Annotated in this window: 24 protein-coding genes; 2 read left to right on the top strand and 22 right to left on the bottom strand. The window is 27.3% G+C overall.

What is annotated here, in order from left to right:
* Positions 1-151: 151 nt before the first annotated feature.
* The 6 genes from groL to ACKU4C_RS02420 form a co-directional block, all read right to left on the bottom strand.
* Positions 152-1,789, bottom strand: a complete 1,638-nt coding sequence (gene groL / locus ACKU4C_RS02445; protein WP_321314269.1) for a chaperonin GroEL — start codon at positions 1,787-1,789, stop codon at positions 152-154.
* A 1-nt stretch (position 1,790) separates the two neighbouring features.
* Positions 1,791-2,048, bottom strand: a complete 258-nt coding sequence (groES, locus tag ACKU4C_RS02440) for a co-chaperone GroES (protein WP_321314268.1) — start codon at positions 2,046-2,048, stop codon at positions 1,791-1,793.
* Positions 2,049-2,185: 137 nt separating this feature from the next.
* Positions 2,186-3,049, bottom strand: coding sequence for a polyprenyl synthetase family protein (locus ACKU4C_RS02435; protein WP_321314267.1), 864 nt, complete (start codon positions 3,047-3,049; stop codon positions 2,186-2,188).
* A gap of 2 nt (positions 3,050-3,051) precedes the next feature.
* On the bottom strand, positions 3,052-3,372 hold the full coding sequence (locus ACKU4C_RS02430; protein ID WP_320036206.1) for a YbaB/EbfC family nucleoid-associated protein: 321 nt from the start codon (positions 3,370-3,372) through the stop codon (positions 3,052-3,054).
* Complete coding sequence (gene panD / locus ACKU4C_RS02425) at positions 3,365-3,748, bottom strand: aspartate 1-decarboxylase (RefSeq protein ID WP_320036205.1); 384 nt, start codon at positions 3,746-3,748, stop codon at positions 3,365-3,367. Before panD ends, ACKU4C_RS02430 begins: the two co-directional genes overlap by 8 nt.
* 15 nt (positions 3,749-3,763) lie before the next feature.
* Positions 3,764-4,123 (bottom strand): (2Fe-2S) ferredoxin domain-containing protein, encoded by a 360-nt coding sequence (locus ACKU4C_RS02420; RefSeq protein ID WP_321314266.1) that lies wholly within the window; start codon positions 4,121-4,123, stop codon positions 3,764-3,766.
* Positions 4,124-4,265: 142 nt separating this feature from the next.
* Between ACKU4C_RS02420 and ACKU4C_RS02415 the strand changes: the two genes are divergently transcribed.
* Positions 4,266-4,796 carry a peptidylprolyl isomerase gene (locus tag ACKU4C_RS02415; protein WP_321314265.1) on the top strand — a complete coding sequence of 177 codons (531 nt, stop codon included), beginning with the start codon at positions 4,266-4,268 and terminating at the stop codon, positions 4,794-4,796.
* A 10-nt stretch (positions 4,797-4,806) separates the two neighbouring features.
* Here ACKU4C_RS02415 and ACKU4C_RS02410 read toward each other — a convergent pair whose 3' ends face one another.
* From ACKU4C_RS02410 to ACKU4C_RS02340, 15 genes are all read right to left on the bottom strand, one after another.
* Complete coding sequence (locus tag ACKU4C_RS02410; RefSeq protein ID WP_321314264.1) at positions 4,807-6,186, bottom strand: response regulator; 1,380 nt, start codon at positions 6,184-6,186, stop codon at positions 4,807-4,809.
* A gap of 5 nt (positions 6,187-6,191) precedes the next feature.
* Positions 6,192-6,581 carry a response regulator gene (locus ACKU4C_RS02405; protein ID WP_321314263.1) on the bottom strand — a complete coding sequence of 130 codons (390 nt, stop codon included), beginning with the start codon at positions 6,579-6,581 and terminating at the stop codon, positions 6,192-6,194.
* A 17-nt stretch (positions 6,582-6,598) separates the two neighbouring features.
* Entirely contained in the window at positions 6,599-7,087 is a 489-nt protein-coding gene (locus ACKU4C_RS02400; protein ID WP_321314262.1) for a chemotaxis protein CheW, read from the bottom strand.
* Positions 7,088-7,492 (bottom strand): PAS domain-containing protein, encoded by a 405-nt coding sequence (locus ACKU4C_RS02395; RefSeq protein WP_321312484.1) that lies wholly within the window; start codon positions 7,490-7,492, stop codon positions 7,088-7,090.
* Positions 7,493-7,501: 9 nt separating this feature from the next.
* Positions 7,502-9,679, bottom strand: a complete 2,178-nt coding sequence (locus ACKU4C_RS02390) for a methyl-accepting chemotaxis protein (RefSeq protein WP_321314261.1) — start codon at positions 9,677-9,679, stop codon at positions 7,502-7,504.
* Positions 9,680-9,733: 54 nt separating this feature from the next.
* A complete protein-coding gene (gene xseA, locus ACKU4C_RS02385; RefSeq protein WP_321314260.1) occupies positions 9,734-10,921 on the bottom strand; it encodes an exodeoxyribonuclease VII large subunit in 1,188 nt (395 codons plus the stop codon).
* Between the two features lie 25 nt (positions 10,922-10,946).
* Positions 10,947-11,657 (bottom strand): bifunctional demethylmenaquinone methyltransferase/2-methoxy-6-polyprenyl-1,4-benzoquinol methylase UbiE, encoded by a 711-nt coding sequence (gene ubiE, locus ACKU4C_RS02380; RefSeq protein WP_321314259.1) that lies wholly within the window; start codon positions 11,655-11,657, stop codon positions 10,947-10,949.
* A 15-nt stretch (positions 11,658-11,672) separates the two neighbouring features.
* Positions 11,673-11,912, bottom strand: a complete 240-nt coding sequence (locus ACKU4C_RS02375) for a hypothetical protein (RefSeq protein ID WP_320036195.1) — start codon at positions 11,910-11,912, stop codon at positions 11,673-11,675.
* A gap of 5 nt (positions 11,913-11,917) precedes the next feature.
* On the bottom strand, positions 11,918-12,709 hold the full coding sequence (locus ACKU4C_RS02370; protein WP_321314258.1) for an AAA family ATPase: 792 nt from the start codon (positions 12,707-12,709) through the stop codon (positions 11,918-11,920).
* The gene (locus ACKU4C_RS02365) at positions 12,706-13,368 is read right to left on the bottom strand and encodes a 3-methyladenine DNA glycosylase (protein WP_321314257.1); all 663 of its coding nucleotides are present in this window, start codon (positions 13,366-13,368) and stop codon (positions 12,706-12,708) included. The genes ACKU4C_RS02370 and ACKU4C_RS02365 overlap by 4 nt, the downstream gene beginning before the upstream one ends.
* Positions 13,352-14,164, bottom strand: coding sequence for a TIGR00282 family metallophosphoesterase (locus ACKU4C_RS02360; protein ID WP_321314256.1), 813 nt, complete (start codon positions 14,162-14,164; stop codon positions 13,352-13,354). The genes ACKU4C_RS02365 and ACKU4C_RS02360 overlap by 17 nt, the downstream gene beginning before the upstream one ends.
* A gap of 65 nt (positions 14,165-14,229) precedes the next feature.
* A complete protein-coding gene (locus ACKU4C_RS02355) occupies positions 14,230-16,725 on the bottom strand; it encodes a PAS domain-containing sensor histidine kinase (RefSeq protein WP_321314255.1) in 2,496 nt (831 codons plus the stop codon).
* Positions 16,722-18,875 (bottom strand): PAS domain-containing sensor histidine kinase, encoded by a 2,154-nt coding sequence (locus ACKU4C_RS02350; RefSeq protein WP_321314254.1) that lies wholly within the window; start codon positions 18,873-18,875, stop codon positions 16,722-16,724. The genes ACKU4C_RS02355 and ACKU4C_RS02350 overlap by 4 nt, the downstream gene beginning before the upstream one ends.
* A gap of 4 nt (positions 18,876-18,879) precedes the next feature.
* Positions 18,880-19,257, bottom strand: coding sequence for a response regulator (locus ACKU4C_RS02345; protein WP_321314253.1), 378 nt, complete (start codon positions 19,255-19,257; stop codon positions 18,880-18,882).
* Positions 19,258-19,268: 11 nt separating this feature from the next.
* Positions 19,269-20,672, bottom strand: coding sequence for a methyl-accepting chemotaxis protein (locus ACKU4C_RS02340; RefSeq protein WP_321314252.1), 1,404 nt, complete (start codon positions 20,670-20,672; stop codon positions 19,269-19,271).
* A gap of 262 nt (positions 20,673-20,934) precedes the next feature.
* On the opposite strand from ACKU4C_RS02340, the gene ACKU4C_RS02335 reads away from it, so the two are divergent.
* Positions 20,935-22,908, top strand: a complete 1,974-nt coding sequence (locus tag ACKU4C_RS02335; RefSeq protein ID WP_321314251.1) for a choline BCCT transporter BetT — start codon at positions 20,935-20,937, stop codon at positions 22,906-22,908.
* Between the two features lie 23 nt (positions 22,909-22,931).
* Here ACKU4C_RS02335 and ACKU4C_RS02330 read toward each other — a convergent pair whose 3' ends face one another.
* A complete protein-coding gene (locus ACKU4C_RS02330; RefSeq protein ID WP_321314250.1) occupies positions 22,932-24,020 on the bottom strand; it encodes an aminoacetone oxidase family FAD-binding enzyme in 1,089 nt (362 codons plus the stop codon).
* Between the last annotated feature and the right edge of the window lie 17 nt (positions 24,021-24,037).

Here is a 24,037-nt window from a genome sequence, read left to right as displayed (position 1 = left end):
TAGGTGGGTGAGAGATAATTTACATTCCTACAACTGATTTAGGCAAAAGTAGACAAATTTAGTCATAGATAGACAATTGTGATTAAGAAATATTTAGGAAAAGTAACATAGTACCCCCAAAAGGGTACTATAAATAGACATAATTGGACAATTACATCATTCCAGGCATACCACCCATTCCACCCATGTCTGGCATAGCTGGACCTGCTGGTTTGTCCTCTTTAATATCTGTAACTGTAGCTTCAGTTGTTAAAAGTAAAGATGCAACTGATACAGCATTTTGCATAGCTACTCTTTCAACTTTTGCTGGGTCAACGATACCAGCTTCAAACATATCTACATATTCACCTGTAGCAGCATTGAAACCAAAGTTATCATTATCTGATTTTTCAACTTCATTTACAACAACACCTGCATCAAAACCTGCATTAATTGCAATTTGTTTCATAGGTGCTTTAATAGCTCTTAATACAATAGCTGCACCAATAGCTTCATCACCAACTAGATCTAAAGATACTTTTGCAGCAGCTCTGATTAATGCAGCTCCACCACCAATAACAATACCTTCTTCAACAGCAGCTCTTGTTGCACTTAAAGCATCATCAACTCTATCTTTTTTCTCTTTCATTTCTGTTTCAGTTGCAGCACCAACTTTAATAACTGCTACACCACCAGAAAGTTTTGCAAGTCTTTCTTGTAATTTCTCTTTATCATAATCAGAAGTTGTGTTTTCAATTTCTGCTCTGATTTGGTTTACTCTTGCAGTAACAGCTTCACTTGAACCTGTTCCATCTACGATTGTTGTATTATCTTTATCAATTACAATTTTAGATGCAGTTCCTAAAACATCAATACCGCAAGTATCTAGTTTCATTCCCATCTCTTCAGATACAACAGTTCCACCAGTTAATACAGCAATATCTTCTAACATTGCTTTTCTTCTATCACCAAAACCTGGAGCTTTAACAGCTGCAATATTTAATGAACCTCTTAATCTATTTACAACTAAAGTTGCTAATGCTTCACCATCAACATCTTCTGCAATAATTAAAAGTGGTCTTCCTGATTGGTTAACTGATTCCAAGATTGGTAACATCTCTTTTAAATTAGAGATTTTTTTATCATATAATAATACATATGGATTTTCTAATTCAGCAATCATTTTTTCTGAATTTGTTACAAAGTATGGTGATAAATAACCTCTATCAAACTGCATACCTTCAACTACTTCTAGTTCATCAGAGATACCTTTTGCTTCCTCAACAGTTATAACCCCATCTTTCCCAACTTTATCCATAGCTTCAGCAATCATTGAACCAATTGCGCTATCTGAGTTAGCTGAGATTGTTGCAACTTGCTCAATTTCAGTTTTATTTGCAACTACTTTTGAAGCAGTTTTTAAATTTTCTAAAATAGATTCGCAAGCTTTATCCATACCTCTTTTTAAAGATATAGGGTTTGCACCTGCTGTTACATTTCTAAGACCCTCTTTATAAATTGAATGTGCTAATACTGTTGCAGTAGTTGTACCATCACCTGCTTCATCAGCAGTTTTAGAAGCTACCTCTTTTACAAGTTGAGCTCCCATATTTTCTAAAGTATCATCTAATTCAATCTCTCTTGCAACAGAAACACCATCTTTAGTAATTGCTGGAGCACCAAATGATTTTTGTAGAAGTACATTTCTTCCTCTAGGTCCCATTGTTACTTTTACAGCATCAGCTAGTTTTTCTACACCTGTGTATAATTGATTTCTTGCACTATCACTAAATTTAATCTCTTTTGCCATATTACATAACTCCTATAATATTTTCTATATCTAATACTAAATAATCTTCACCATTTAAAGTGAACTCTGTTCCTCTAAATTGTTCGAATACAATAGTATCTCCCTCTTTTAGTTCTGTAACTTCAGAACCAACAGCTTTTACAACCGCAGTGTTAGGTTTCTCTTTTGCTGAATCTACAAGGATAATCCCACTTGCAGTCTTTTCTTCTACTTCTGTTCTTTGAACAAGAACTCTTTTACCTAATGGTTTAAAACTCATAATATTTCTCCTGTAAAATCTGTTTTTTAATTTTTGTTATTTTATTAGCACTCAAAAAAATAGAGTGCCAAATTATAAAAAATTTTTTATTAATTGTCAAGTAGTTTGAGTATATTTGACTAAAGTTTTTTAAAAAATTAATTTTTATGTCTATTTATATATTTTAAAAGTAGCTCGTTTAGGGAATCTTTTAAATTATCATCAAGACTGTTTAATTCGTCAATACACTTATTTGCTAATTCATCAGCACTCTTGATTGCTCCGTCTAAACCTAAAAGGTTTACAAATGAATTTTTAGCACTATCGTTTTGTGTAGTTTTCCCTGCTTCCTCTTCACTTTGTGTTTCATCTATAATATCATCTTGAATTTGAAATAATAAACCTAAATCTATACCAAAGTTATATAACTTTTCTTGTGTCATTAAATCATATTCAGAAATTATTGCACCCATTTTCAAACTTGCAGCAATAAGTTTTGCAGTTTTATGAATATGCAAAAATTCTAATTGGTTTAATTCTAATTTTTGATTTTCAAAAAAACAATCTATTGCTTGACCAATAATCATTCCATTAATTCCACCATCAGTGCTTAATGTTTTAATCAATTCTATTTTTATATCATTATGTAATGGTGCATTTACTATTTTGTTAAAACTCTCAGTATTTAAGGCATCACCTACTAATATTGCAGTAACTTCATCATATTTTTTATGAATAGTTTTAAAACCTCTTCTTAAATCTGCATCATCCATTGCTGGTAAATCATCATGTACTAAAGAATAAGTATGTAACATCTCTAATCCAAGTGCTACAGGAAGTGAATTATTTAATAATAAAGGTTTTTTTGATTTTACCACACAAAGTAATAGCATAGGTCTAAATCTTTTTCCCCCAGCTTTTAACATCTCACCTAGAGCTTTTTCAAAGTAAGGATGAAATGTATTTGAAGTGGGAAGATTATCAAATAGATAATCTTCAAATGTTTTTAAAAGTTTTTGCATCTTTAATTTTGACCAAACGAACCAAATCCACCCATCATATTCATGGCCATAGATTTCTTGTTTTCATCAGATTGTTTTATTACATCATTCATTGCAGAAATCAATAATATTTGAAGAGAATCTTTATCATCCATTAAAGAATCATCAATTTGAAGATCAATAACTTCAGAGTTTCCATTTATAGAAAGCTCAACCATTCCTCCACCTGCTTTTGAAGTAAAAATTTTAGAAGCATTTTCCTCTTTGGCTTTATCAGCCATCTCTTGAACCTGCCCCATCACTTCATTTAAATTTATTTTACTTAGATCAATACCATCAAACATGGTCACTTCCTACAAGTTCGTTAGTTATTGAATCAATATTATTTTCATCATCAACGATTACAACTGTTGGTTTATAAGTTTCTAATTCCTCTTCAGAATATGAAGCATATGAAATTACAATAATCTTATCACCTATTTCTACTTTTCTTGCAGCTGCGCCATTTAAACACATATCTTTGCTGCCTGCTTTCCCTTTTATAACGTAAGTTGCAAATCTTTCACCATTGTTTATATTAACAATTTCAACTTTTTGTCCAACCCTTAATTTAGAAGCTTTCATTAAATCTTCATCAATTGTGATTGAACCAACATAATTCAAGTTTGCATCAGTTACAGTTGCTCTATGAATCTTACTATAAAGCATATCAAATGTCATTAATAATATCCTCTTTTAAGATAAACTTATAGGATCTCCCCAGAATTGTTCAGGTATTAAATACTCATGAACAGGAGTTCCACCTATAATGTGTTCTTCGACTATTTTATCTATTTTTTCCTTAGATAACTGGCAGTACATGTGATGACCTGGTTCAACTAACATTACTGGTCCCATTTGACAGCGACCTAAACATGATGTTCTAATTGGCTGAACTGGTCCCATTAATCCTTTTTGCATCATGGTTTGTGCTAAATGATTAAATAAGTCTCTACTTTCCTCTGTTACACATGAAGGTTTTGGCATACCTGGAGGAGCGCTTTGTTCACATTTAAAGATATAAAATGTTGGTTGAGGAATTGCTGGCATTTCCATATTTTGTTTCCTTTATAATTAAGATAAAAAGTATCTTAATTTTAACAGATAATTTTTAAACCCATATAAAAAAGTTATTTTAATAAGATTTTAAAATCTTAAGTAATATACTTGCTCTCAAATTTAGAAATAAAGGTAAAAAATGAAAAAAATATTTTTTCTACTTTTTGGTTTCATGTTACTTTTAGAAGCAGCGAATCCTATTGCAATTATAAAAACAAATCAAGGTGAAATGAAAATTGAATTAAGACCTGATTTAGCACCTAAAGCCGTTGAAAACTTTATTACCCATGCAAAAAATGGTTATTATAATGGTACTGTTTTTCATAGAGTAATTAAAAACTTTATGATACAAGGAGGAGATCCTACAGCTTCTGGTAGAGGTGGAGAATCAATCTGGGGAAAACCTTTTAAAGATGAATTTGCACCTAATATAACTTTTAATAAGCCAGGGATTTTAGCTATGGCAAATGCAGGTCCTAATACAAATGGAAGTCAATTTTTTATAACAACAGTTCCTACACCATGGTTAAATGGAAGACATACTATTTTTGGTTATTTAAAAGATGGAATGAAGACTCTAAGAGCTATAGAAAATGTTCCAACTCTTGGTCAAAGTAATGGAAACAAACCCTTAATGGAACAAAAGATTTTAAATATTGAGATCAAATAATTTTTGGAGGTTATCTTCCTCCGAAAAGTTTAGTCATCAATTTTTTATCACCATAACTTATTATTTCTCTTTCGATCTTTTCATTTTTCTTTGCCTCACTTTTTGCTTTTTCTTTCCAATAAGCTAATTTTTGTGAAACTGCTTCAACATTTTCAACTGCATCTAATTTCTCTTTTACATTTGTTAAAAGTTTATCCATATCATCTAATTTAACTTCATAATAAACTTTTTGTTGTTTTAATTCTTTTTGATGTTCATCTTCAATCATCTCTAATTTTGTTTCTAATCTTTTTATTTCAACTTTTAAATCTGCACTCTCTTTTGACATCTTAATCAATTTTCTTGTTGCATCATGTGAAGTTTCATTGACTTTTCTATATGTAATTATTTCACTTAAAAGTTTTTTATTTTCACTACTGTATCTTTCCAGTGTACTTATATAAGAATCTTTTTCTTGCTTCTCTTTTAATAAATTATTTTTCAAAGATTCAAGCTCATAATTTAAATTATTTATTACTTGATAAAGTTCAGCTGAACTTTTCTTACTTTTTTGAAAAATTTCACTTTTATCTTTTATCAAGGAAGTTTGAATTTCTCTTCTTTTTATAGCTTTTAAAGTTTCATCTTTTTGTATAATCAAACAACCAGTAATCTCCCCTGAATCGTTTAATGTAGATACAATAGAAGTATCAGCATAATAAAAGTTTCCATCTTTTGTTAAGTTTTTTAGTTCACCATTCCATTGTCTATTGTTTAGTATACTATTATAAATTTTTTTATAGATTTCAGAATCAGTATCTTTGTGTCTTAAGATGGTTAATTCTTCTCCTAATAACTCTTTTTTGTCAAATCCAGTAATTTCACAAAAAAGATCATTAACAAAAGTGATTTTCATATTTTTATTAGTTCTTATAACAATATTATTGTTATAAATTATATCTTTATATTTTTTAAGTTCTTTATTTTGTTGATTTATAAGAAAATCATGATAAATATTTTTTGCTATTTCATTTAATGAAGTCATCAGCTTTCTAATATCAATCGGTTTAATTATGTACTCTGAAACTTTTAGTTTAATAGCATCAACTAAAAATTCATTATCAGAATATGCAGTTGCGAATATTGTAGGTATCTCTTTGTCAAACTCTCTTATCTTTTGTAACATTTGAATACCTGTTAAAACTGGCATATTTATATCAGCTACAATTACATCAATTTCATTTTGTTTTTCTTTATATAAAGATAGTCCCTCTTGTCCATCTTTTGCTGTATACACTGTGTCAAAAAAATTTGAGAGTAAAGATGACAAATCTGCTCTTACAGTATCATCATCTTCAACATAAAGTAGTTTAAGTCTTTTTAAAAGTTTTTTATCAATAGTCCCAGACATTTAGGTTATTTTATTTCCATTTCAGTTATTAAATCGATAAATTTAATAAAATCAAAAGGCTTTAATAAATAATTATCAACACCTAACTCTTTTGCCTTATTTATATAATCTGTTTCTGTATGTGCTGACATTATGATAATAGGAATAGAGTTACCCTTGTCTCGCAATTCTTTAATCATAACAAGACCATTCATAACAGGCATATTTATATCTGTGACAATAATATCTATGTCATCATTAGCTTCTATAATATCAAGAGCCTCTTGACCATTTTTTGCTGATAAAAAGTTTGCATTTAACTTTTGTAATGTATCAGTAATAATTTCGACAAGATCTGTCTCGTCTTCTACAAATAGTAGTTTTAATCGCTTTAATTTTTCTATTTTTTCTTGCATGAAATAATTTTATTCTTTTAATTCTTTAATTCATCTTTACTAACAACAGATTCAATGTCCATTATTACAAGCATTTGATTGTTTGCCAATCTTACAAAACCTTTTAAATATTTAGAAGGAATTGCTGACCCCATATCAGATACAGGTGCTAATGTTGAAGTATCAATTCTCTGAACATCATCAACTTTATCAACTACAATTCCAATCATTCTATTATCTTCTGTTATTACAGCAATAACTGCTGTACTTTCATTATAAACAACTTCACCTGTATTAAATTTAACTCTAATATCAAGAATTGGAACAACTTCACCTCTAAGATTAATTAAACCTTTTACCCATTTTGTTGTATTAGGTAATATTGTTATATTCTTAGGATATGTAAGAATTTCTCTAATCTTAGGTAATTCAATCGCATATTTCATTTTACCAAGTTCAAATGTCATAAACTCACTTGAGTTTGCATAATCTATTACTTCTTCATGAGTATTATTAATTGTTTCCATCTATTTCCCCTCTTCTAAATTCCATTGTTTGTAAACTTCCTTAATAGCGTCAATCTCTTCTCTAGAAGGTTTTCTTCTACAAGAAAGATAACCTTTAGAACCATCACAACTTTCAAATGGATATACTGTAGCATATACCCAATAATATCCTCCTGATTTTGTTGCATTTTTTACGTATCCTGTCCAAATCTCACCTTTTTGTACTGTATCCCATAAAGATTTAAAAGCTTTCTTTGGCATCTCAGGATCCCTTACTTTATTATGCGGCTCTCCTATTAACTCTTCTAGGCTATATTCTGCTATCTTACAAAAATCATCATTGGCAAATCTTATTATACCTTTTTCATCTGTCTCACTAACTAAGAATGCATATTCATCTAAAACTGTCTCTTGTCCTGCTGCCATTACTTCTCCTTAGTTAAATCTCTTATTTTTGGCATCTTGCACTAATTCATTTGCCATTGCTGATACTTCTTTTGCTATCTCTTTTACTTGATTAGCTTCATTTGCATTCTCTTGTGTTACTCTATCTAGCATTGTTATTGTATCATTGATTTGTTCTATACCTGTCATCTGTTCTTTTGATGCTACACTTACATCTTCTATGATATGGATTGTTTCACTTATATGTGTATTTAACTCTTTATATCCTTCTATCATATTATCTGATATTACTTTCCCTTCATTTGCTTTTAGGTTTGCATCTTCTACTAATTCTTTTATCTCTTTTGCTGCTTGGGCACTTCTACTTGCTAGGTTTCTTACTTCTTGTGCTACTACTGCAAAACCTTTCCCTGCTTCTCCTGCTGTTGCTGCTTCTACTGCTGCATTTAAAGAAAGTATATTTGTTTGGAAGGCTATTTGATCTATTACATTAATCGCTTCATTTATTGCTGTTACTTTTTCATTTATCTCATCCATTGATAAGGCTGTTTTTGTGGCTAAGTCTTCACCTGTTGTTACTGAATCTCTTACTGTTTGTCCTAGTGTTGCCATTTTTGTAGCATTCTCTGCGTTTCCTCTTGTTATTGAGGTGATCTCTTCTACTGCTGCTGCTGTCTCTTCTAGGCTTGCTGCTTGTTCATTCGCTTTTACTGCTAGGTTTTCCATTGAGTTTGTCATTGTTGTTGAGTTATCCTCTAACGTCTCTCCGTTATGCAGGTTACTTTTTGCGTTCTCTCCTAAGGTCTCTCCTAGTTTATTTATTGAGTTCATTACTGCTAGCATATCTGCTTTCAAATTTTCAGGAATATATGCTTTTTCTCTAAAATCACCCTCTGAATAATGACCTAAAGCTTTCATTAACTCTTTCATATTTGAATCCATAGCATCCAACATTTTATTGATTGTACTTTTTAAAGTCATAATCATAGGGTTATCAGAATTTGAATTAATTCTACATTTATATATACCTTGCTCAACTTTATCAGTAGTTAAAACAATCTCCCCTATAACTCTCATATCATTTTTCAATTTTTTATCAAAAGTTTCAGCTGCTTCATTTAACATTATTAACATCTGACCAATCTCATCATTTGTATAAACTGCTGGTTTATTAAAGGTATTAATTTTAAAAGAAACAAACTCTAAAAAATATGCAAAATTCGATTTAAATTTATTTAATCCACCTGTAACAATTTTCTTAAATAAAACCATTGTAATAATTACAAAAACTACGATTAAAATTGCCATTAGAGTAAGCATTACAAAAACTATTTGTGATGATTTACTAATCAAATCTTCTAACTCTTTGATATTTTTACCTAAAACATAAATACCAATTTGATTCCCTTTTAAATCTTTAATAGGAAAAGCTGTATAAAAATAATTTGAACCTTTTAATAAACCATTTTGTTTTAAACTATTGATATCAATTTTTGAAAAACTATTTACAAAATTTTTATCACTTACATTTTGAGATATATAATATTTTCCAATTTTATTTTGTTCAGATAAAGCATTACCTCTTTTAAATTTTTCATTCATTAAAACAAGGAGGTATTCACCATCTTGTTTAAAATCTTTTACTATAGAATTAAATCCTTGAATATATTCAATTGAACCTAGATATTTATCTTCTATATCAAAAATTGGAGCTAAACCTCTTAAAACTAATCCTGCTCTTCCAACTTCAATTGCATTTAAAGGTTTCTTTGTTTTCTTAACTTCTAAAATTGTTTGTCTAAAAGAGCTTAAATCATCTCCATATTTATCTGGTTTCCAAGCTCTAAAAAAAGATTTTACATTTTTATCATGTATATGGATTTTCACATTTTTTAAAGAAGTTCCAGCTTTCATAGCTTTTGAGATACCATCTAAAGAAAGCTTAGCTGTATCTCTATCGTTATATTCCAAGGCAGCCATAATATCTGTGTTTTTTGAAAGAGTAATAGCATTTGTTAAACCAATATTCATTTTTGATTTAATTCTTTCTTTAATTAAAAGTTCAAAATGTTTTTTTGTATTTATTTGTATCTCTTTATCCATGTTAGAGATCATATAATATGAAACTGCAATTGCAAATAGTATAATAAATATACCTGCTATAATAAGTTTTGTTCGAATTTTATTTGCTATAGATTCTGAATTCATCTCAAACCTTTTTAATATATGAAGCTTTATTCTAGCGATTATAAACTTAATTTATTATTGATTTTTTATATTTAATACCTTACATGAAACTATCGTTTTTGGGGATTGCAAAGCAATAATATCATCTTCTTTTAAATCTTCCAGTTTTATTATTTTATTTTTTAAAGTTATCTGAGCATAGCCATTTAACTCTTTTTTACTTGGATGATTAGATTCTATTGCATTTTTTAATAAATTAATACTATTTTGTTTATTATTTAAAATAGTACTCATATAACTATCATAATTTTTCTTCATTAATTTTATTTGCTCTTCAATAAAATTAAATTTTGATTTTAAAGAGTTTTGTTCAAAAAGAGATTTTATATTATCTAAACTATTTTGTTTTTGTGAAACTAAATTTTTAAATCTAATACTTAGGTCACTCTCTAAATTATCTAAATATATTCTATGTTCATTTATATCAGGAAGTGCAATTTCCATTGCATTTGATGGTGTTGCAGCTCTAATATCAGCTACAAAATCAGAAATTAAAAAATCTATTTCATGACCAACAGCAGAGATAATTGGTTTTGAGCATTCATAAATAGCAGTCGCAACTAACTCCTCATTAAATGCCCATAAATCCTCTAAACTTCCCCCACCTCTTCCAACAATCAAAAGATCAACATCTAAAGTTTGAGCATACTTTATTGATTTTATAATATCATATTTTGCTTCTTCTCCTTGCACTAATGTTGGTATTAATACAAGTTCAACTAAAGGCCATCTATGAGTAGCTACTTTTTTCATATCTGCAATTGCTGCACCCGTTGGAGAGGTGATAAGTGCTATTTTTTTAGGATATTTTGGTAATGCTTTTTTTATTTCAGGATTAAAATACCCTTTTGCTTGAAGTTTTGCTTTTAATTGTTCATAAGCTAGAGCTAATGCCCCTTGTCCAGAAGGTTCAATTTTATTACATAAAAGTTGATAACTTCCCCTTGGTGTATAAACAGTAATAGTCCCTGTAATAGTGATTTTTTGTCCCACTTCCAATTGAAACTTCAAATACTTTGCATTACCTTTAAACATAACGCATGAGATAGTAGAATTTTCATCTTTTATAGAAAAATATATATGTCCAGAATTATGATAAGTTAAATTAGAAATTTCCCCTTCAACATAAACATTTATAAATGTTGTTTCTAATAAAGATTTTATTTGAGTATTTAGTGTGGAAACAGATATTGCAGAATTCAAATTTTTCCTTTATTATCGTAAGAAACTATATTTTTCTTGCGATAATTAAAGTTGAGATTTTCATTGAGAAATCTTTAGTATAAATAGGTTCAAGTCCTGCTTGTTTTAACTCTTTGCAAAGATTTTCAGTTGTTAAAAACTCATCAATTGAGTTTGGAAGATAAGTATATGCAGCTTTATTTTTAGAAATTAGTCCTCCTAATGTAGGCAATACTTTATTCATATAAAAGTCAGTTAAATGATCTAAAACAGAAGTCTTTTCTTTTTTAGTAAACTCAGAGATTACAACAAGACCACCTTTTTTTAGAACTCTTGAGAATTCATCAAAAGCTTCTTGTCTTTGAACAACATTTCTAATTCCATATGAGATTGAGATGATATCAGCACTGTCATTTTCTAAAGGCATTTGTGCAGCACCTGCTTCAATAAATTTTACTTCAGGAAGTTTTTGTTTTGCTACATCCATCATTCCAACACTTGGATCTACACCTACAATATTATCTAACAAAATACCATTATCTTTTGCAATTCTTTGCCAAAACTCTATCATATCACCTGTACCACAAGCAACATCAACAATTCTTTCTATCTCATTTTTATCATAAAGTTCAAAAGCTTTGTTACAAGCTTTGTTTCTCCATGATTTATCAATCCCAAGACTTAATACTCTATTTGCAATATCGTATGTTCCTGCAATTTCATTAAACATAGTTACAATTTTTTCTTGTTTACCCATTCATATTCCTAAATTTTATAATAAATATTTACCTACAAAAAGACCAGCAATAAAGCCAACATTTAACATGATAATAATATATAATATTGAAATCTTTTTATCTTTTTGTGGAATTTGTTTTAATACTTTTTTTTGTTCAATAATTGAATCATCTAATGATCTTCTTGCATAATCTATATTATCAAAAGAGTTTCTAAGGCTAAGCTCTGCTAGTTCAAGTCTTTCAACTATCTCTTTAGCCTGTTTAAATGTCATATCACTCATTTTTTAATATTTAACCAATTATCTAAATCATAAAATATTTTATTAAGTGTTCCTAATACATAATCTTTTGCTTCTGTTTGTATTCTTCTAAAGAAAAGATATTTTCTAGCACTTTCAATATCTCCTAACTCTTTTGCTTTCATAGCTTTAGCAGCAAAATCAGTATTATTGTATGCCATTTCCCATACAGTACTTCCTAAATATCTACTCATGGTAATAACTTTATCATTTTTAACAGGAAAATATTTAGGATCCTTTACAAAATCACAAATAACTGAATTACTATCTAAATATTTATGTCCAAAAAAGTTTATAAATTGCTCTTCAATATAATCTGCATCCATAGAAATCGCTCTATTTAAAGCAAAAAGAATATTGTTATCTAGATTTTGTTCAATTTTTTTAATTTTTTTCAAAGTTGCAATAGCATTTTTACCATCTAATTCCCCATCACCTAGAGGAATAATCCATTTTATATTACCAAACGAACCAACTTTTTTAATCTCTTCTAAAACTAAAGAGGAGGTTTTATTTCCACCTACATCAACAATAATCTCATGATTATCATCCATTAAGATAAGTTCATCTAATTCTGTAAGTTTGTTAGTCCCTAACATTCTTTTATCAACAATTTCAGTTCTTGTAAAAGATTTACTGTCATTATTCTCATCATCAATTTCTATGTAAGTTACTTTTTTGCCATGTTTTTTAAAAAGATACGGTGCAATTACTTGCATTGCAACTGTAGATTTACCAACACCACCTTTTGTTTGTGGAATAATAATCATTCTTCACCCTTACTTAATTTATTAATTTTCATAAATTCAACAATTTTTCCATGGAATCTGCAATATATTTTATTTAGAGGTATATCATAACCATAAAGTTTGACAATTTTATCCAAATTTTCATTAATTCCATATTCACACCAGCTTTGTAAATCTTCATAGTTATCAAATTCAAAACCTACAAATGAGACTAATTTCTGAGTATATTTATCTACAACCATAAACTCTCTATGACAAGCATAACAAAGTATTGCATCAGCTGTTTCAAAGCCTATTCCTTTTTGCTTTAATAACCATTGCCTATCAACTTCTTTTAAAAAAGTTTCGAAATTGACAAACTCATCAATGATATTTTTTGCTAAAAGTTTTAATCTTTGAGATTTTTGATTCTTAAATCCACTAGGAGTTATTGCTTCTATGAGCAACACTAAATCAACATCAATTAAAGCTTCTAAAGAAAGAAGATTTAATTTCTTTAAATTGGAAAGTGATCTCTCTACATTTATCCATTTTGTATTTTGAGTCAATATTGCACCAATTAAAATCTCAAAAGAGTTTTCATTTGGCCACCAATACTCATTATGATTTTCTAAAAGGTTTTTATTTTTTAAAAAAGCTAGCAGTTCAAAACTATTAGAGATTTTAGTTGATAATTGCATCTGTTTTTATTATTTCATCTTTATCGCAATATTTTTTTAGTTTAAAACTGTTAATAGCTTTACCCTCTTCTATATCTATTAGCATCATTTGTAAAATTGATTTACAAGAATTAGGAACTTCAAAATGTCCACCTAATCCAGTAGTTACTTTTTGAATTGGCACATTTTCATTCATTCCTATCACATTATCTCTACAACCTGTTAAACCAATATCTGTAAGGTATGCTGTATTATCTGTGATTTCTAAGTCGTCAGTACCAATATGAGTATGAGTTCCACAAACTGCACTAACTTGACCTTTTAACATCATAAAAATAATTCTTTTTTCACTTGTAGCTTCTGCATGAAAATCTACAAAAATATTTTTAATATTTTGCTGTTTTAAATCTTCCATTATCTTTTTTACCCAATTAAATGGATTTTCAACCATTGGCATACCAAATTGTCCCATTAGGTTTATAACAGCTAGTTTTTCATTATTTACTTCAACAACTTTAATACCAGAACCAGGTACCCCTTCAGGGTAATTATCTGGTCTTAAAACCTGTCCAGTTTCAAGAAGTGCAAACATCTCTTGTTTTTTATCAAAAGAGTGGTTTCCACCTGTAATAATATCTATTCCTGCTTTTAATAACTCATTACAGTTTTTTACAGTAAGTCCAAATCCATGACTTGCATTTTCACCATTTGCTATTACAAAATCAATATTATATTGATCTTTTATTTTAAAAAGATTCTCTTTAATAATTTTTCTGCCTGGACGTCCAACGATATCACCAATAAATGCTATTCTCAAAATCTACCCTATAATATAAATTGTGAAATTGTATCGAGACTAGTATTAGTTTTCACTTTCTTTTATCATTTAGCTTTTTGAAGTTTGATTTCAAATACTGCACCATCATCTTGATTATATGCTTCCATTATACCTTCTTGCTCATCAACTATTTTTTTTGCAATATTAAGTCCTATACCCATTCCACTGTGTTCTTTTGAGCTTATAAAAGGTTCAAATATTTTGGCTAATATTTCTTTTTTTATTCCACCTGCATTATCTATAAATTTAGTGATAATAAAATCATCTTCTTCATATATTCTTATATCTAATCTTCTATTTTCATAACTTTCTATCTTTTTTAATTCATCTAAAGCATTATTTATAATAATAATCCATACTTGTTCAAGTCTTTGTTTTTGAATTTTTGCAAAAAACTGCATCTCATCTTTTTTTATATTTGTAAGTTTAAACTCATTATCATTTAAATATATTCTTGAAATCTGTTTAGAAACATTGTATGCCATAGTTAAAGAAGTAACCAAAGTAGAAAATACATTTGTTTTTTCTTTTATTTCTGAAGAGGTTTGGGACATCTCTCTCATAGATTCAACAATCACTGATATTCTTGATATTGCATCTGAAATTTTTGTACAACTCTCAATCATTTCATTTTTTAAATTCTCATCATCTACATCATCAATATCCATTTGTAACATTTCAAAATTACCTTTTAAATATGTAAGTGGAGTATTTATTTCATGAGTTATACCTGCTGCTAAAGTTCCAATAGAAGTAAGCTTTACATTTTTTAATCTTTCTTCTTGGTGAGCTTTATCTTTTTGAATATTTTTCTTAACTTCCTCATATACTCTTTGCTCAAGATTTTGATTTAACTCTTGAAGCTTTCTTTTATCCTCTAATGAATTAAAAACAACTACTACATTAGATCTATCTGGAAGTATTTTCAAAGAAAGATTTAAATATATTTCACCTTCGTTTTTTGTAATAAATATGAATTCCATATCTGATATAGAACCAAAATCCTTTAAATCTTTTAATATTTTTTCTAATAAATTTTTATTATTAGTATTTATTAAATCAAAAATATTTATTGAAGTGATTTCATCATTTTTATATCCAAGCATATTACAAAATGCCAAATTTGATTTTTTGATATTTCCTTCTAAATCTATTAAACTAATACCACTATATACATTTTGAAATATTACATTCAATTGTTCAATTTGATAATATAAATCTTCATATAGTTTCTCAACTTTTTTATTATCACTAATATCTTTTCTAATAATTGTGTATGATTTAAGTTTTGTTCCTTCATAATCAGTTTTTATATATGATTCAACCCAATACTCTTCCCCATCTTTTTTCTTAGCTAAAACTTCACCTCTCCATTCCTTTGTTTCAGGTAATTTATCAAAAACCTCTTTTTTGATTTGTTTATATCTATCTTTTGAATAAAGGATAGAATAATGTTGACCTAAAAGTTCCTCTTTTTGATACCCATAAATTTCACAAAAATATGAACTAACATCTTCAATTATATGTTTTTTACTCATCTTTAAAAACATTATATGCTTATCAATTATCTCTAAACTCTCATCTAATTCGAGAGTTTTCTTTTTGATTGAATTATATAAAGAATCTTTTTCTATCAGTAGTTTTTCATTTATATTTGAAATAGGAACAGTTAACAGTAAAGATAAAACCAATGATATAATTAGAGTTAATATAGATACAATTAAAATTTCGTATAAGTATAAATCAATAAATTCATTTAGATTTAGATTTTCAAAACTATTTAAAAAAATTAAATAATTATTTTTATCTATATCAACAAATTTATATATATAATTATTTTGAAAAACGAGTTCTTTTTTATAAACTATCTCATTTAGAAATGTAAGATTATCTTTTAAATTTATATTTGGATAATAATACTTAGACCAAGTATATTTATTTGTTTTATCAAAAATGATTTGGTTATTTTTGTCAATAACATATGAAAATTTTTTTAAAGAATTTATTAAATCATTAATATTTATCTCTAAAAATATAATATAACCATCTACCTTTTTTGCAATTTTCAGGCTATGAACTAAGGGATATACAATATCTTTATTGGTAGTTTTTAAATCAATATTACTAAAATAAGTTTCATTTTTATCTATAGAGGATAAATATTTATAGTAATCTTTATCTTCAAACTTATTATCTTTTGTAGCATTTAATAAAACTTTATAGTTTTTATCCAAAATTGAAATCTCTAAGATATTCATGTGAGAATCTATAATAGTTTTTAAGTAATCTAAAAGTTTCGAATTACTCATATTTTCTATTGAATTTAATCTTTCAATCGAGTTTATAATATTTTTATTTTCTTTTTTTATTTTTTTTATTTTTATTTTTATGGCATCAATATTTGAAGAAAAAGTTTTTATACTATTTTCTTTAACTTTTTCTTCTATAATTTTATATTCAAAATATCCTAAAAATAGTAATATTATGGTACCAAACAATAAAAAGGTAAAAAATAGTTTTGTAGAAAATTTTAATTTCATATAAATTCTCTTTTTTCACTTCTTTTATCTTTTATTTTTAACTCTATAAAAAAACAACATCCATTTTCTATATTTTCAACCCACATCTTTCCATCAGATTTTTCTATAATAAGTTTTGCAAGATATAAAGGTAAGCCTTCAACTTTAGTATGATATTTTGTACTAAAGTTATAATCAAATATCTTTGGAAGTATCTCTTTTGGAATTCCACCTGCATTATCTGATATTTTTAGTGTGGCTGTATCTTCCCCTTCTATTAATTGAATAGTTATTTTTTTATCTTCAATCTTTTTACTTTTGAAAGCATCAATTGAGTTTATAACAATTCCCGATACAACTTTTTTTAAATCATAAAAAACACCATAGTTTTCTATAGAATCATCCCCTTTAAATTCAAAAACAATATTTTCATCACTAAAAGAATCTATTGCAGATTTAATAACCTCATATATGTTATATTTATCATTTTTATCACTATCTATAAATAACTTTCTAAACTCATTTAGGTTTATTGATAAATATTTGATCTCTTCTTTTTGATTTAATATAAACTCTTTCAAATCATTTTTTGTATATCTTGCTGTATCAACTCTATTTTCAAACTCCAATAGGTTTGAACTTATATTTGATATAGGTTTTTTCCACTCACTTGAAAAAGTATCTAGTATTTGACTCATCAATTTAATTTTAGATTCATCAACTTTTAATTGGTCAATTGTTTTTATCTCATTTAATTTAAAAAACAACTCTTTTTTTAATAAACTGTTTACTTTTTGTAATTGTTTCTCATCAGTAATATTTACTTTAATTGCTCTATAACCTATAATTTTTTTATTAAAAGAATATATAGGAGAGATAACACCTTTCTCCCAATAAGAATTTCCATTTTTATCTAAATTTTTAATTTCACCTTCCCAAGTTTTGCCCTGAGATATTTTCTCCCACATACTTTCAAAAAACTTCTTTGAGATATCTGGATTTCTAACAATACTCATAGGTCTTCCAATTATTTCATTTTTTTTATATCCACTAATATCACAAAAAGCTTGTGAACAATAAGTAATTATACCTTCTATGTCTGTTTCAACAAAGATTACATACTTATCAATACTTTTTGTTATGCTATTTAGTTTTAATTGTAGTTTATAAAAAAGTTTTTTTCTTCTATTGTATTGATCAAATACAATAAAAATAAATAATAGAGAAAAAATTGTAAATAACATTAATAAATTGTATTTGTATAAGATTTCTGAATAATTAAAAAATTTAGTAGTAAAAACAATATATCCTATTTTTTCATCTGAAAAATATTTAGAGATTGGAATAAAACTATTTAAATATGTTTGATTATTTTTTATTGAAATTAAATTAAATCTAATTTCTTTGTTTAGATTAGCCTCAATTTCACTTTTATCTAAATTATTAGTGTTTCTACTACCAAAAAATGATTTTTTGTAAAGATAGTTTTTATCATAACTATATGGTAAATAATTTTCTAAAAATTTTGCATCTAAATATTTTTCTAAAATAGATTTTTTAAAGATATATTTTACATTTATATCTTCATTTATAAATATTTTATGGGAAAATTTAGATAAATCAATTGAAGTTTCAAAAATACCTCGAAGAGAATGGTTTTCATCAAGTAAGGGTTTAAATATTTTTAATGAAACACTTGCATTTGAAACTACAATAGATGATATATCTTTTTTATTTTTAACAATATCTTTAAAAATTTTTTTATATGAATCTGTTAAATCTATTTTTTCAATCTTATATTTACTACTATAAATAGGTTTAAAATTTTTTGAATAAATAGATATTTCATCAATATTATAAGTTTTAAAAAATCTTGATAAATCATTTAGACTATTTTTAATAAAATTAATATCTTCTAGAGACTTATTATCATCTTTTACTAGTAAATTATTTAACTTACTATTACTAATAATGTGATTAAAAAAGAGTATTTCATTATACTCTTTCATATTTTGTAGGTATTTTTGGTAAATATTATCAAGCTTTAAAGTTGTATTTTTTAAAACTAAATTTTTTTCTTTATTTTCAAAAGTCTTAAAAAATACTACAATAATTACAACTAAAACAACAGCTAAGAGAATATACCAATTTAATAATCTCTTAAAATACATAAGTTTAAGAATCTAATATATTTTTAATCTTTGTTTCTAACGCTTGCAAAGAAGAAAAAGGTTTCATTACATAATTTGTTGCACCCTCTTTATGAGATTTTAAAACTTTATCTAATGTAGAATATGCAGTCATCATACAAACTTTCTGAGAAGGATTTTTTTCAATAATTTTTTCCAAAGCTTCTAATCCAGTCATTTGTGGCATCATAATATCTAAAAGAATTAAATCATATTTACCTTTTTCTACAGAATCAACTGCTACAACAGGGTTTGAAAATGTTGTTACTTTATATTTTCCCACTTTTCCTAAATATTTTTGTATCATACCTAAAATTTCAGTTTCATCATCAACAACTGCTATTTCATAAATTTTATCACTCATTTTTTCTCCATTTATTCATCAAAAAGCTTAGATGCAGCTTCTTTCATAATCAAATTATTTTTCTCTTCTAAAATTCTGTCTAAATAAATAAATACTTGCTCACTTGAATCTTCAACGAACTCTATTTTTGTTTCAATCAATTGTTTAGAGCATGAAACAGAATGTCCAGAACACTCTTTAGCTAATGAATTAGCTTCATCATGTACAATTGAATGGTGTTTTTCAAGATGTTTATATGAAGGAACCATACTAAACTCTTCTTTACCTAATCCAGTTTCATACCATTTACCAAGTCTACAATTATGGTGGTCAACAGGATTAAAGTTATGTTCTCCACCAAATATTAATTGATATAAATTATTTTTATATATTACATGGTCTAATTTAGCTAAGTTTATAAATATTTTATTAGAAATACTTTCAACTTCATAAACAGCTCTGTTAGCATTTCTTTGGAAACTATTCATTAATTCACTTAAAACCAAAACTCTATCTTTAGTTTCATTTACTACAACAGCAACACTTTCAGAACTCTTTTTAATTCTTCCTGTTTCCATTTGGATTGAATCTACTACATTTTTTATTTGAGTTGCAGCTTCTGCTGATCTATTTGCGAGATTTCTCACTTCTTGTGCAACTACTGCAAAACCTTTTCCTGCTTCACCAGCAGTTGCAGCTTCAACTGCTGCATTAAGTGAAAGAATATTTGTTTGAAATGCTATTTCTTGAATAATATTAATAACATCTGAAATATCTTTACTTTTTGAAACTAAAGAACTAACAACTTCATGTTCAGTTTCAATTTCACTGTGTAATTTTTCAGTATCTTGAACAATATTATTAGTAAGATTTAACCCTTTTGTAGAACCATCAGCTGTATCTTTAGATTCTGTCATCATTGATTTCAATTCATCTAATAAACTCAAATATGTATTTTGTGTAGAAGATAAAGAGTTAGTCATATTTTTATTGTGTCTTTCCAATAAACCGCCATCTTTTTTATCATGAATTGAAGTTTGTTTTAACGATACAATTGTGTAGTCATTAAATTGTTTAATTGCTACGGAAGCTTCACAATCATTTAAGATAACTCGATCTGAAGATTCTTTAACTGCATTTAATACAATTTTTTCATCTACCCCATGTTCAATAGTATTTTTATTTCTAAAAAAAACTTCATCATTTTTTCCAAATACTATTAAACCTTCGCTTTGAGAGAAGCCTGCCATTTGAACATAAATATCAAGTTCTTCTTTTATTTTATTTAATTCATCACTTGATATTGAACTTTTTAACTCTTCTTGTAAAGATTCAATCTTTTGATCTTTTTGTTGTAGTTGTTCTTTTAACCTTTCTATCTCATTTTTTAATTGGAGATTCTCTTCCTCTTTTACTTTAGAACCTGAAAAAAACATTAAACTCAGCCTTTAGTTTGTTTTATAATTTAATATTATAACTTTTTTATATTCATTTTGCAATATTATTTTTATAATTTATTAAACATTTATAATATTATTACTTCAACATTTTAGCTTTATATATCCAAAAATAATAAATGATTTTAATTTTTTTTCTAAATAAATATAATCTTAAATATAGCTTTAAAGTAATTTATATTAAGAATAAAACTGTAAAATATAGTTTACTTTTTATTTTTTATTAAACAAAAGGATTTTCTTGAACTCAAAATTAAATAAACATGTTTTTTTTACATCATCTGGAATAATTGCTTTATTAGCATTATTTGCTTCAATTTTTCCAAAATTTGCAGATTCATTTTTCAAAAACTTACAAAATGTAATTGTACAAAATGGAAGTTGGTTTTATGTTCTAACTGTAGCTATTATTTTAATCACTGTATTTTACTTGGCATTATCAAAATACGGTGATATTAAATTAGGTCCTGATCATTCTACAGCAGATTATTCATATCTTTCATGGTTTGCTATGCTTTTTTCAGCAGGGATGGGTATTGGTCTTATGTTTTTTGGTGTTGCTGAACCAGTAATGCATTTTTTAAACCCACCTGTGGGAGAAGGAAGTACAATTGAGGCTGCAAAAGAAGCTTTGAGAATCACATTTTTTCACTGGGGACTTCATGCTTGGGCAATATATGCAATTGTTGCAATTATCTTAGCATTTTTTAGTTATAGACATAACTTACCTTTAACATTAAGATCGGCACTTTATCCTTTAATTGGAGATAAAATATATGGACCTATTGGACATGCTGTTGATATTTTTGCAGTTATTGGTACTTTATTTGGGGTTGCCACATCTTTAGGTTATGGTGTTCTTCAAGTAAATACAGGACTTAACTATTTATGGGATATACCAGTAAGTCCCACTTCACAAGTTATTTTGATTATTGGAATAACTGCTCTAGCTACACTTTCAGTAACAACAGGACTTGATAAAGGTATCAAAATTTTATCAGAGATAAATCTTGTATTGGCCGTGTTACTTTTACTTTTTGTTTTAGTTGCAGGAAATACTATTTTCTTACTTCAAGCATATGTACAAAATGTTGGGGATTATGCTTCAAACTTATTAAAAAGTACCTTTAATCTTTTTGCTTATCAAAAAACAGATTGGATAGGTGGTTGGACTATTCTCTATTGGGCATGGTGGATATCTTGGTCACCATTTGTTGGTTTATTTATTGCAAGAATTTCTAGGGGTAGAACAATTAGAGAATTCACACTTGGTGTTCTTCTTGTTCCAACAGGATTTACTTTGATGTGGATGACTTTTTTTGGTAACTCAGCTATTAGTCTAATTTTAGATGACGGATTCGTTGCCTTTGGAGAAATTGTTAAAAATAATGTACCTGTAGCAATATTTGCATTTTTAGAGCACTTTAGTTTTAGTGGTTTAACTTCAATTGTGGCAACAGTTATGGTAATTGTATTTTTCGTAACATCATCAGACTCAGGTTCTATGGTTATTGATATGCTTTGTTCAAATGGAAATGATAAGACACCTATTTGGCAAAGGGTTTATTGGGCTGTAGGAGAAGGGGTAATTGCCTCTATATTAATTTTAGTTGGTGGATTAAGTGCTTTACAAACAATGACTATTGCTAGTGCCCTGCCCTTTTCCATTGTCTTATTAATTGCCTGCTATGGTTTAATGAAAGCCTTAAGAGTAGATATAGCAAAAAAAGAGAGTTTATTATATAGTCCAACTCAAATCACAACTACAAGTAATACTGCTGATTGGGATGCAAGGTTAAGTAATATAATTGATTTCCCATCTAAAAACAATGTAAAAAGGTTTATTCAAAAAATTGCATCTCCTGCTATTACTGATGTTGCTGAAGAGTTAAAAAAACATGAATTAGATGTTTCTATAAATGAAAGTGATGAGGGGATATCTCTAACTGTCTTTCTTGGAGAAGAAGGAAACTTTGGAGAAAACAAAAACTTTATTTATAAAGTTAAACTTGTACCTAGAGTTAAACCAAGTTTTGCAGTTGATGAAAAAGATGATAATGAAAGAAGCGAAGAAGAACTATATTATTGTGCAGTTGTACACCTAATTGAAGGTGGACAAGATTACGATATTATGGGATGGTCAAAAGATGGAATTAGAAATGATATAGTTGACCATTATCAAAAACATATGCACTTTATCCATTTATTAAGTTAGTAACAAAAAGTTACTAACTTATATTAAATTCTATTTGCACAAGATACAGCACTAGAAAAAGCAAACTGAAAGTTATAACCTCCAAGTTCACCTGTAACATCTAAACATTCACCTAAAAAATATAAATCTTTTTGTTTTAAACTTTCCATAGATTGAAAATCTATTTCATCAGTAGATATCCCACCTTTTGTAACTTCGGCTTTTGTATAACCAAAATTACCCGCAGGGGAAAACTCATAGTTATGTATTGTCTCAAGGCTTTTTAACTCTTCAATATTTAACTTATTACAAGGTTTATCCTCAACTTTAATTGAGTTTAAAAACTCTTGCATAAATCTTTTAGGAAGTGGAATTCTTGAACTTATCAAGGCATTTCCAGTTAAAAGTTTTTTTATTTTTTTATTTGGTAAAAAATCAAAACTCATTTTTCCTTTTTTCCAATATAAGGAACTATTTAAAATTATTGGACCAGAACACCCTTTATGTGCAAAAAGTAAAGAACCATAAAAAGATTTATTTTCAACTTTTGCTTTTGCCATAATAGATAAACCACTTAATTTTTTAAACCAAAATTGCTCTTTTTGTACTGTAAATCCTACAAGTGCAGGATTTAATTTTGTAACTGTATGTCCAAACTTTTTTGCTATATCAAAAGCAATACTTGATGCACCTAAACCTTCATAGGATAAACCACCACTTGCAACTACAAGTTTTTTTGCTTTTATATTTTGACTATCTGTCTTAATAGTAAATATTTCATTAAAATCTACATCAACAACTTTTGTATTTAAAAATTTTTTCACATGGCTAGTTGTTTTTGAAAACATATTTATCACATCTTGAGAGGATTGACAAAAATATGTACCTTTTACTATTTTTGGATTTATTTTGGGATATACACCGTTGTTATTTAGAAAATTCAATAGATCTTTATTTGAAAACTCTTTCAAAACAAAAGAGCTAAGTTTCCTATCCCCTAAATAGTTATCACTACTTACTTTTTCATTTGTAATATTGCATTTAGCTCCACCGCTAACTTTTATTTTTTGTCCTATTTTAGAGTTGCTTTCTATTAAACAAATATTTCTATTTTTTATTTGTGAGGCAAACATTAAACCACTTGCACCAG

The sequence above is a fragment of the Halarcobacter sp. genome (assembly GCF_963676935.1).
Taxonomy (GTDB): domain Bacteria; phylum Campylobacterota; class Campylobacteria; order Campylobacterales; family Arcobacteraceae; genus Halarcobacter.
The sequence above is the reverse complement of the archived record's forward strand: the minus strand, read 5'-3'. Positions and strand labels throughout refer to the sequence as shown.

Excerpts from the sequence above, each read along its gene's own strand:
- groL (WP_321314269.1), bottom strand. The coding sequence starts at position 1,789 with ATGGCAAAAGAGATTAAATTTAGTGATAGTGCAAGAAATCAATTATAC.
- groES (WP_321314268.1), bottom strand. The coding sequence starts at position 2,048 with ATGAGTTTTAAACCATTAGGTAAAAGAGTTCTTGTTCAAAGAACAGAA.
- ACKU4C_RS02435 (WP_321314267.1), bottom strand. The coding sequence starts at position 3,049 with ATGCAAAAACTTTTAAAAACATTTGAAGATTATCTATTTGATAATCTT.
- ACKU4C_RS02430 (WP_320036206.1), bottom strand. The coding sequence starts at position 3,372 with ATGTTTGATGGTATTGATCTAAGTAAAATAAATTTAAATGAAGTGATG.
- panD (WP_320036205.1), bottom strand. The coding sequence starts at position 3,748 with ATGACATTTGATATGCTTTATAGTAAGATTCATAGAGCAACTGTAACT.
- ACKU4C_RS02420 (WP_321314266.1), bottom strand. The coding sequence starts at position 4,123 with ATGGAAATGCCAGCAATTCCTCAACCAACATTTTATATCTTTAAATGT.
- ACKU4C_RS02415 (WP_321314265.1), top strand. The coding sequence starts at position 4,266 with ATGAAAAAAATATTTTTTCTACTTTTTGGTTTCATGTTACTTTTAGAA.
- ACKU4C_RS02410 (WP_321314264.1), bottom strand. The coding sequence starts at position 6,186 with ATGTCTGGGACTATTGATAAAAAACTTTTAAAAAGACTTAAACTACTT.
- ACKU4C_RS02405 (WP_321314263.1), bottom strand. The coding sequence starts at position 6,581 with ATGCAAGAAAAAATAGAAAAATTAAAGCGATTAAAACTACTATTTGTA.
- ACKU4C_RS02400 (WP_321314262.1), bottom strand. The coding sequence starts at position 7,087 with ATGGAAACAATTAATAATACTCATGAAGAAGTAATAGATTATGCAAAC.
- ACKU4C_RS02395 (WP_321312484.1), bottom strand. The coding sequence starts at position 7,492 with ATGGCAGCAGGACAAGAGACAGTTTTAGATGAATATGCATTCTTAGTT.
- ACKU4C_RS02390 (WP_321314261.1), bottom strand. The coding sequence starts at position 9,679 with ATGAATTCAGAATCTATAGCAAATAAAATTCGAACAAAACTTATTATA.
- ubiE (WP_321314259.1), bottom strand. The coding sequence starts at position 11,657 with ATGGGTAAACAAGAAAAAATTGTAACTATGTTTAATGAAATTGCAGGA.
- ACKU4C_RS02375 (WP_320036195.1), bottom strand. The coding sequence starts at position 11,912 with ATGACATTTAAACAGGCTAAAGAGATAGTTGAAAGACTTGAACTAGCA.
- ACKU4C_RS02370 (WP_321314258.1), bottom strand. The coding sequence starts at position 12,709 with ATGATTATTATTCCACAAACAAAAGGTGGTGTTGGTAAATCTACAGTT.
- ACKU4C_RS02365 (WP_321314257.1), bottom strand. The coding sequence starts at position 13,368 with ATGCAATTATCAACTAAAATCTCTAATAGTTTTGAACTGCTAGCTTTT.
- ACKU4C_RS02355 (WP_321314255.1), bottom strand. The coding sequence starts at position 16,725 with ATGAAATTAAAATTTTCTACAAAACTATTTTTTACCTTTTTATTGTTT.
- ACKU4C_RS02350 (WP_321314254.1), bottom strand. The coding sequence starts at position 18,875 with ATGTATTTTAAGAGATTATTAAATTGGTATATTCTCTTAGCTGTTGTT.
- ACKU4C_RS02345 (WP_321314253.1), bottom strand. The coding sequence starts at position 19,257 with ATGAGTGATAAAATTTATGAAATAGCAGTTGTTGATGATGAAACTGAA.
- ACKU4C_RS02340 (WP_321314252.1), bottom strand. The coding sequence starts at position 20,672 with ATGTTTTTTTCAGGTTCTAAAGTAAAAGAGGAAGAGAATCTCCAATTA.
- ACKU4C_RS02330 (WP_321314250.1), bottom strand. The coding sequence starts at position 24,020 with ATGTTTGCCTCACAAATAAAAAATAGAAATATTTGTTTAATAGAAAGC.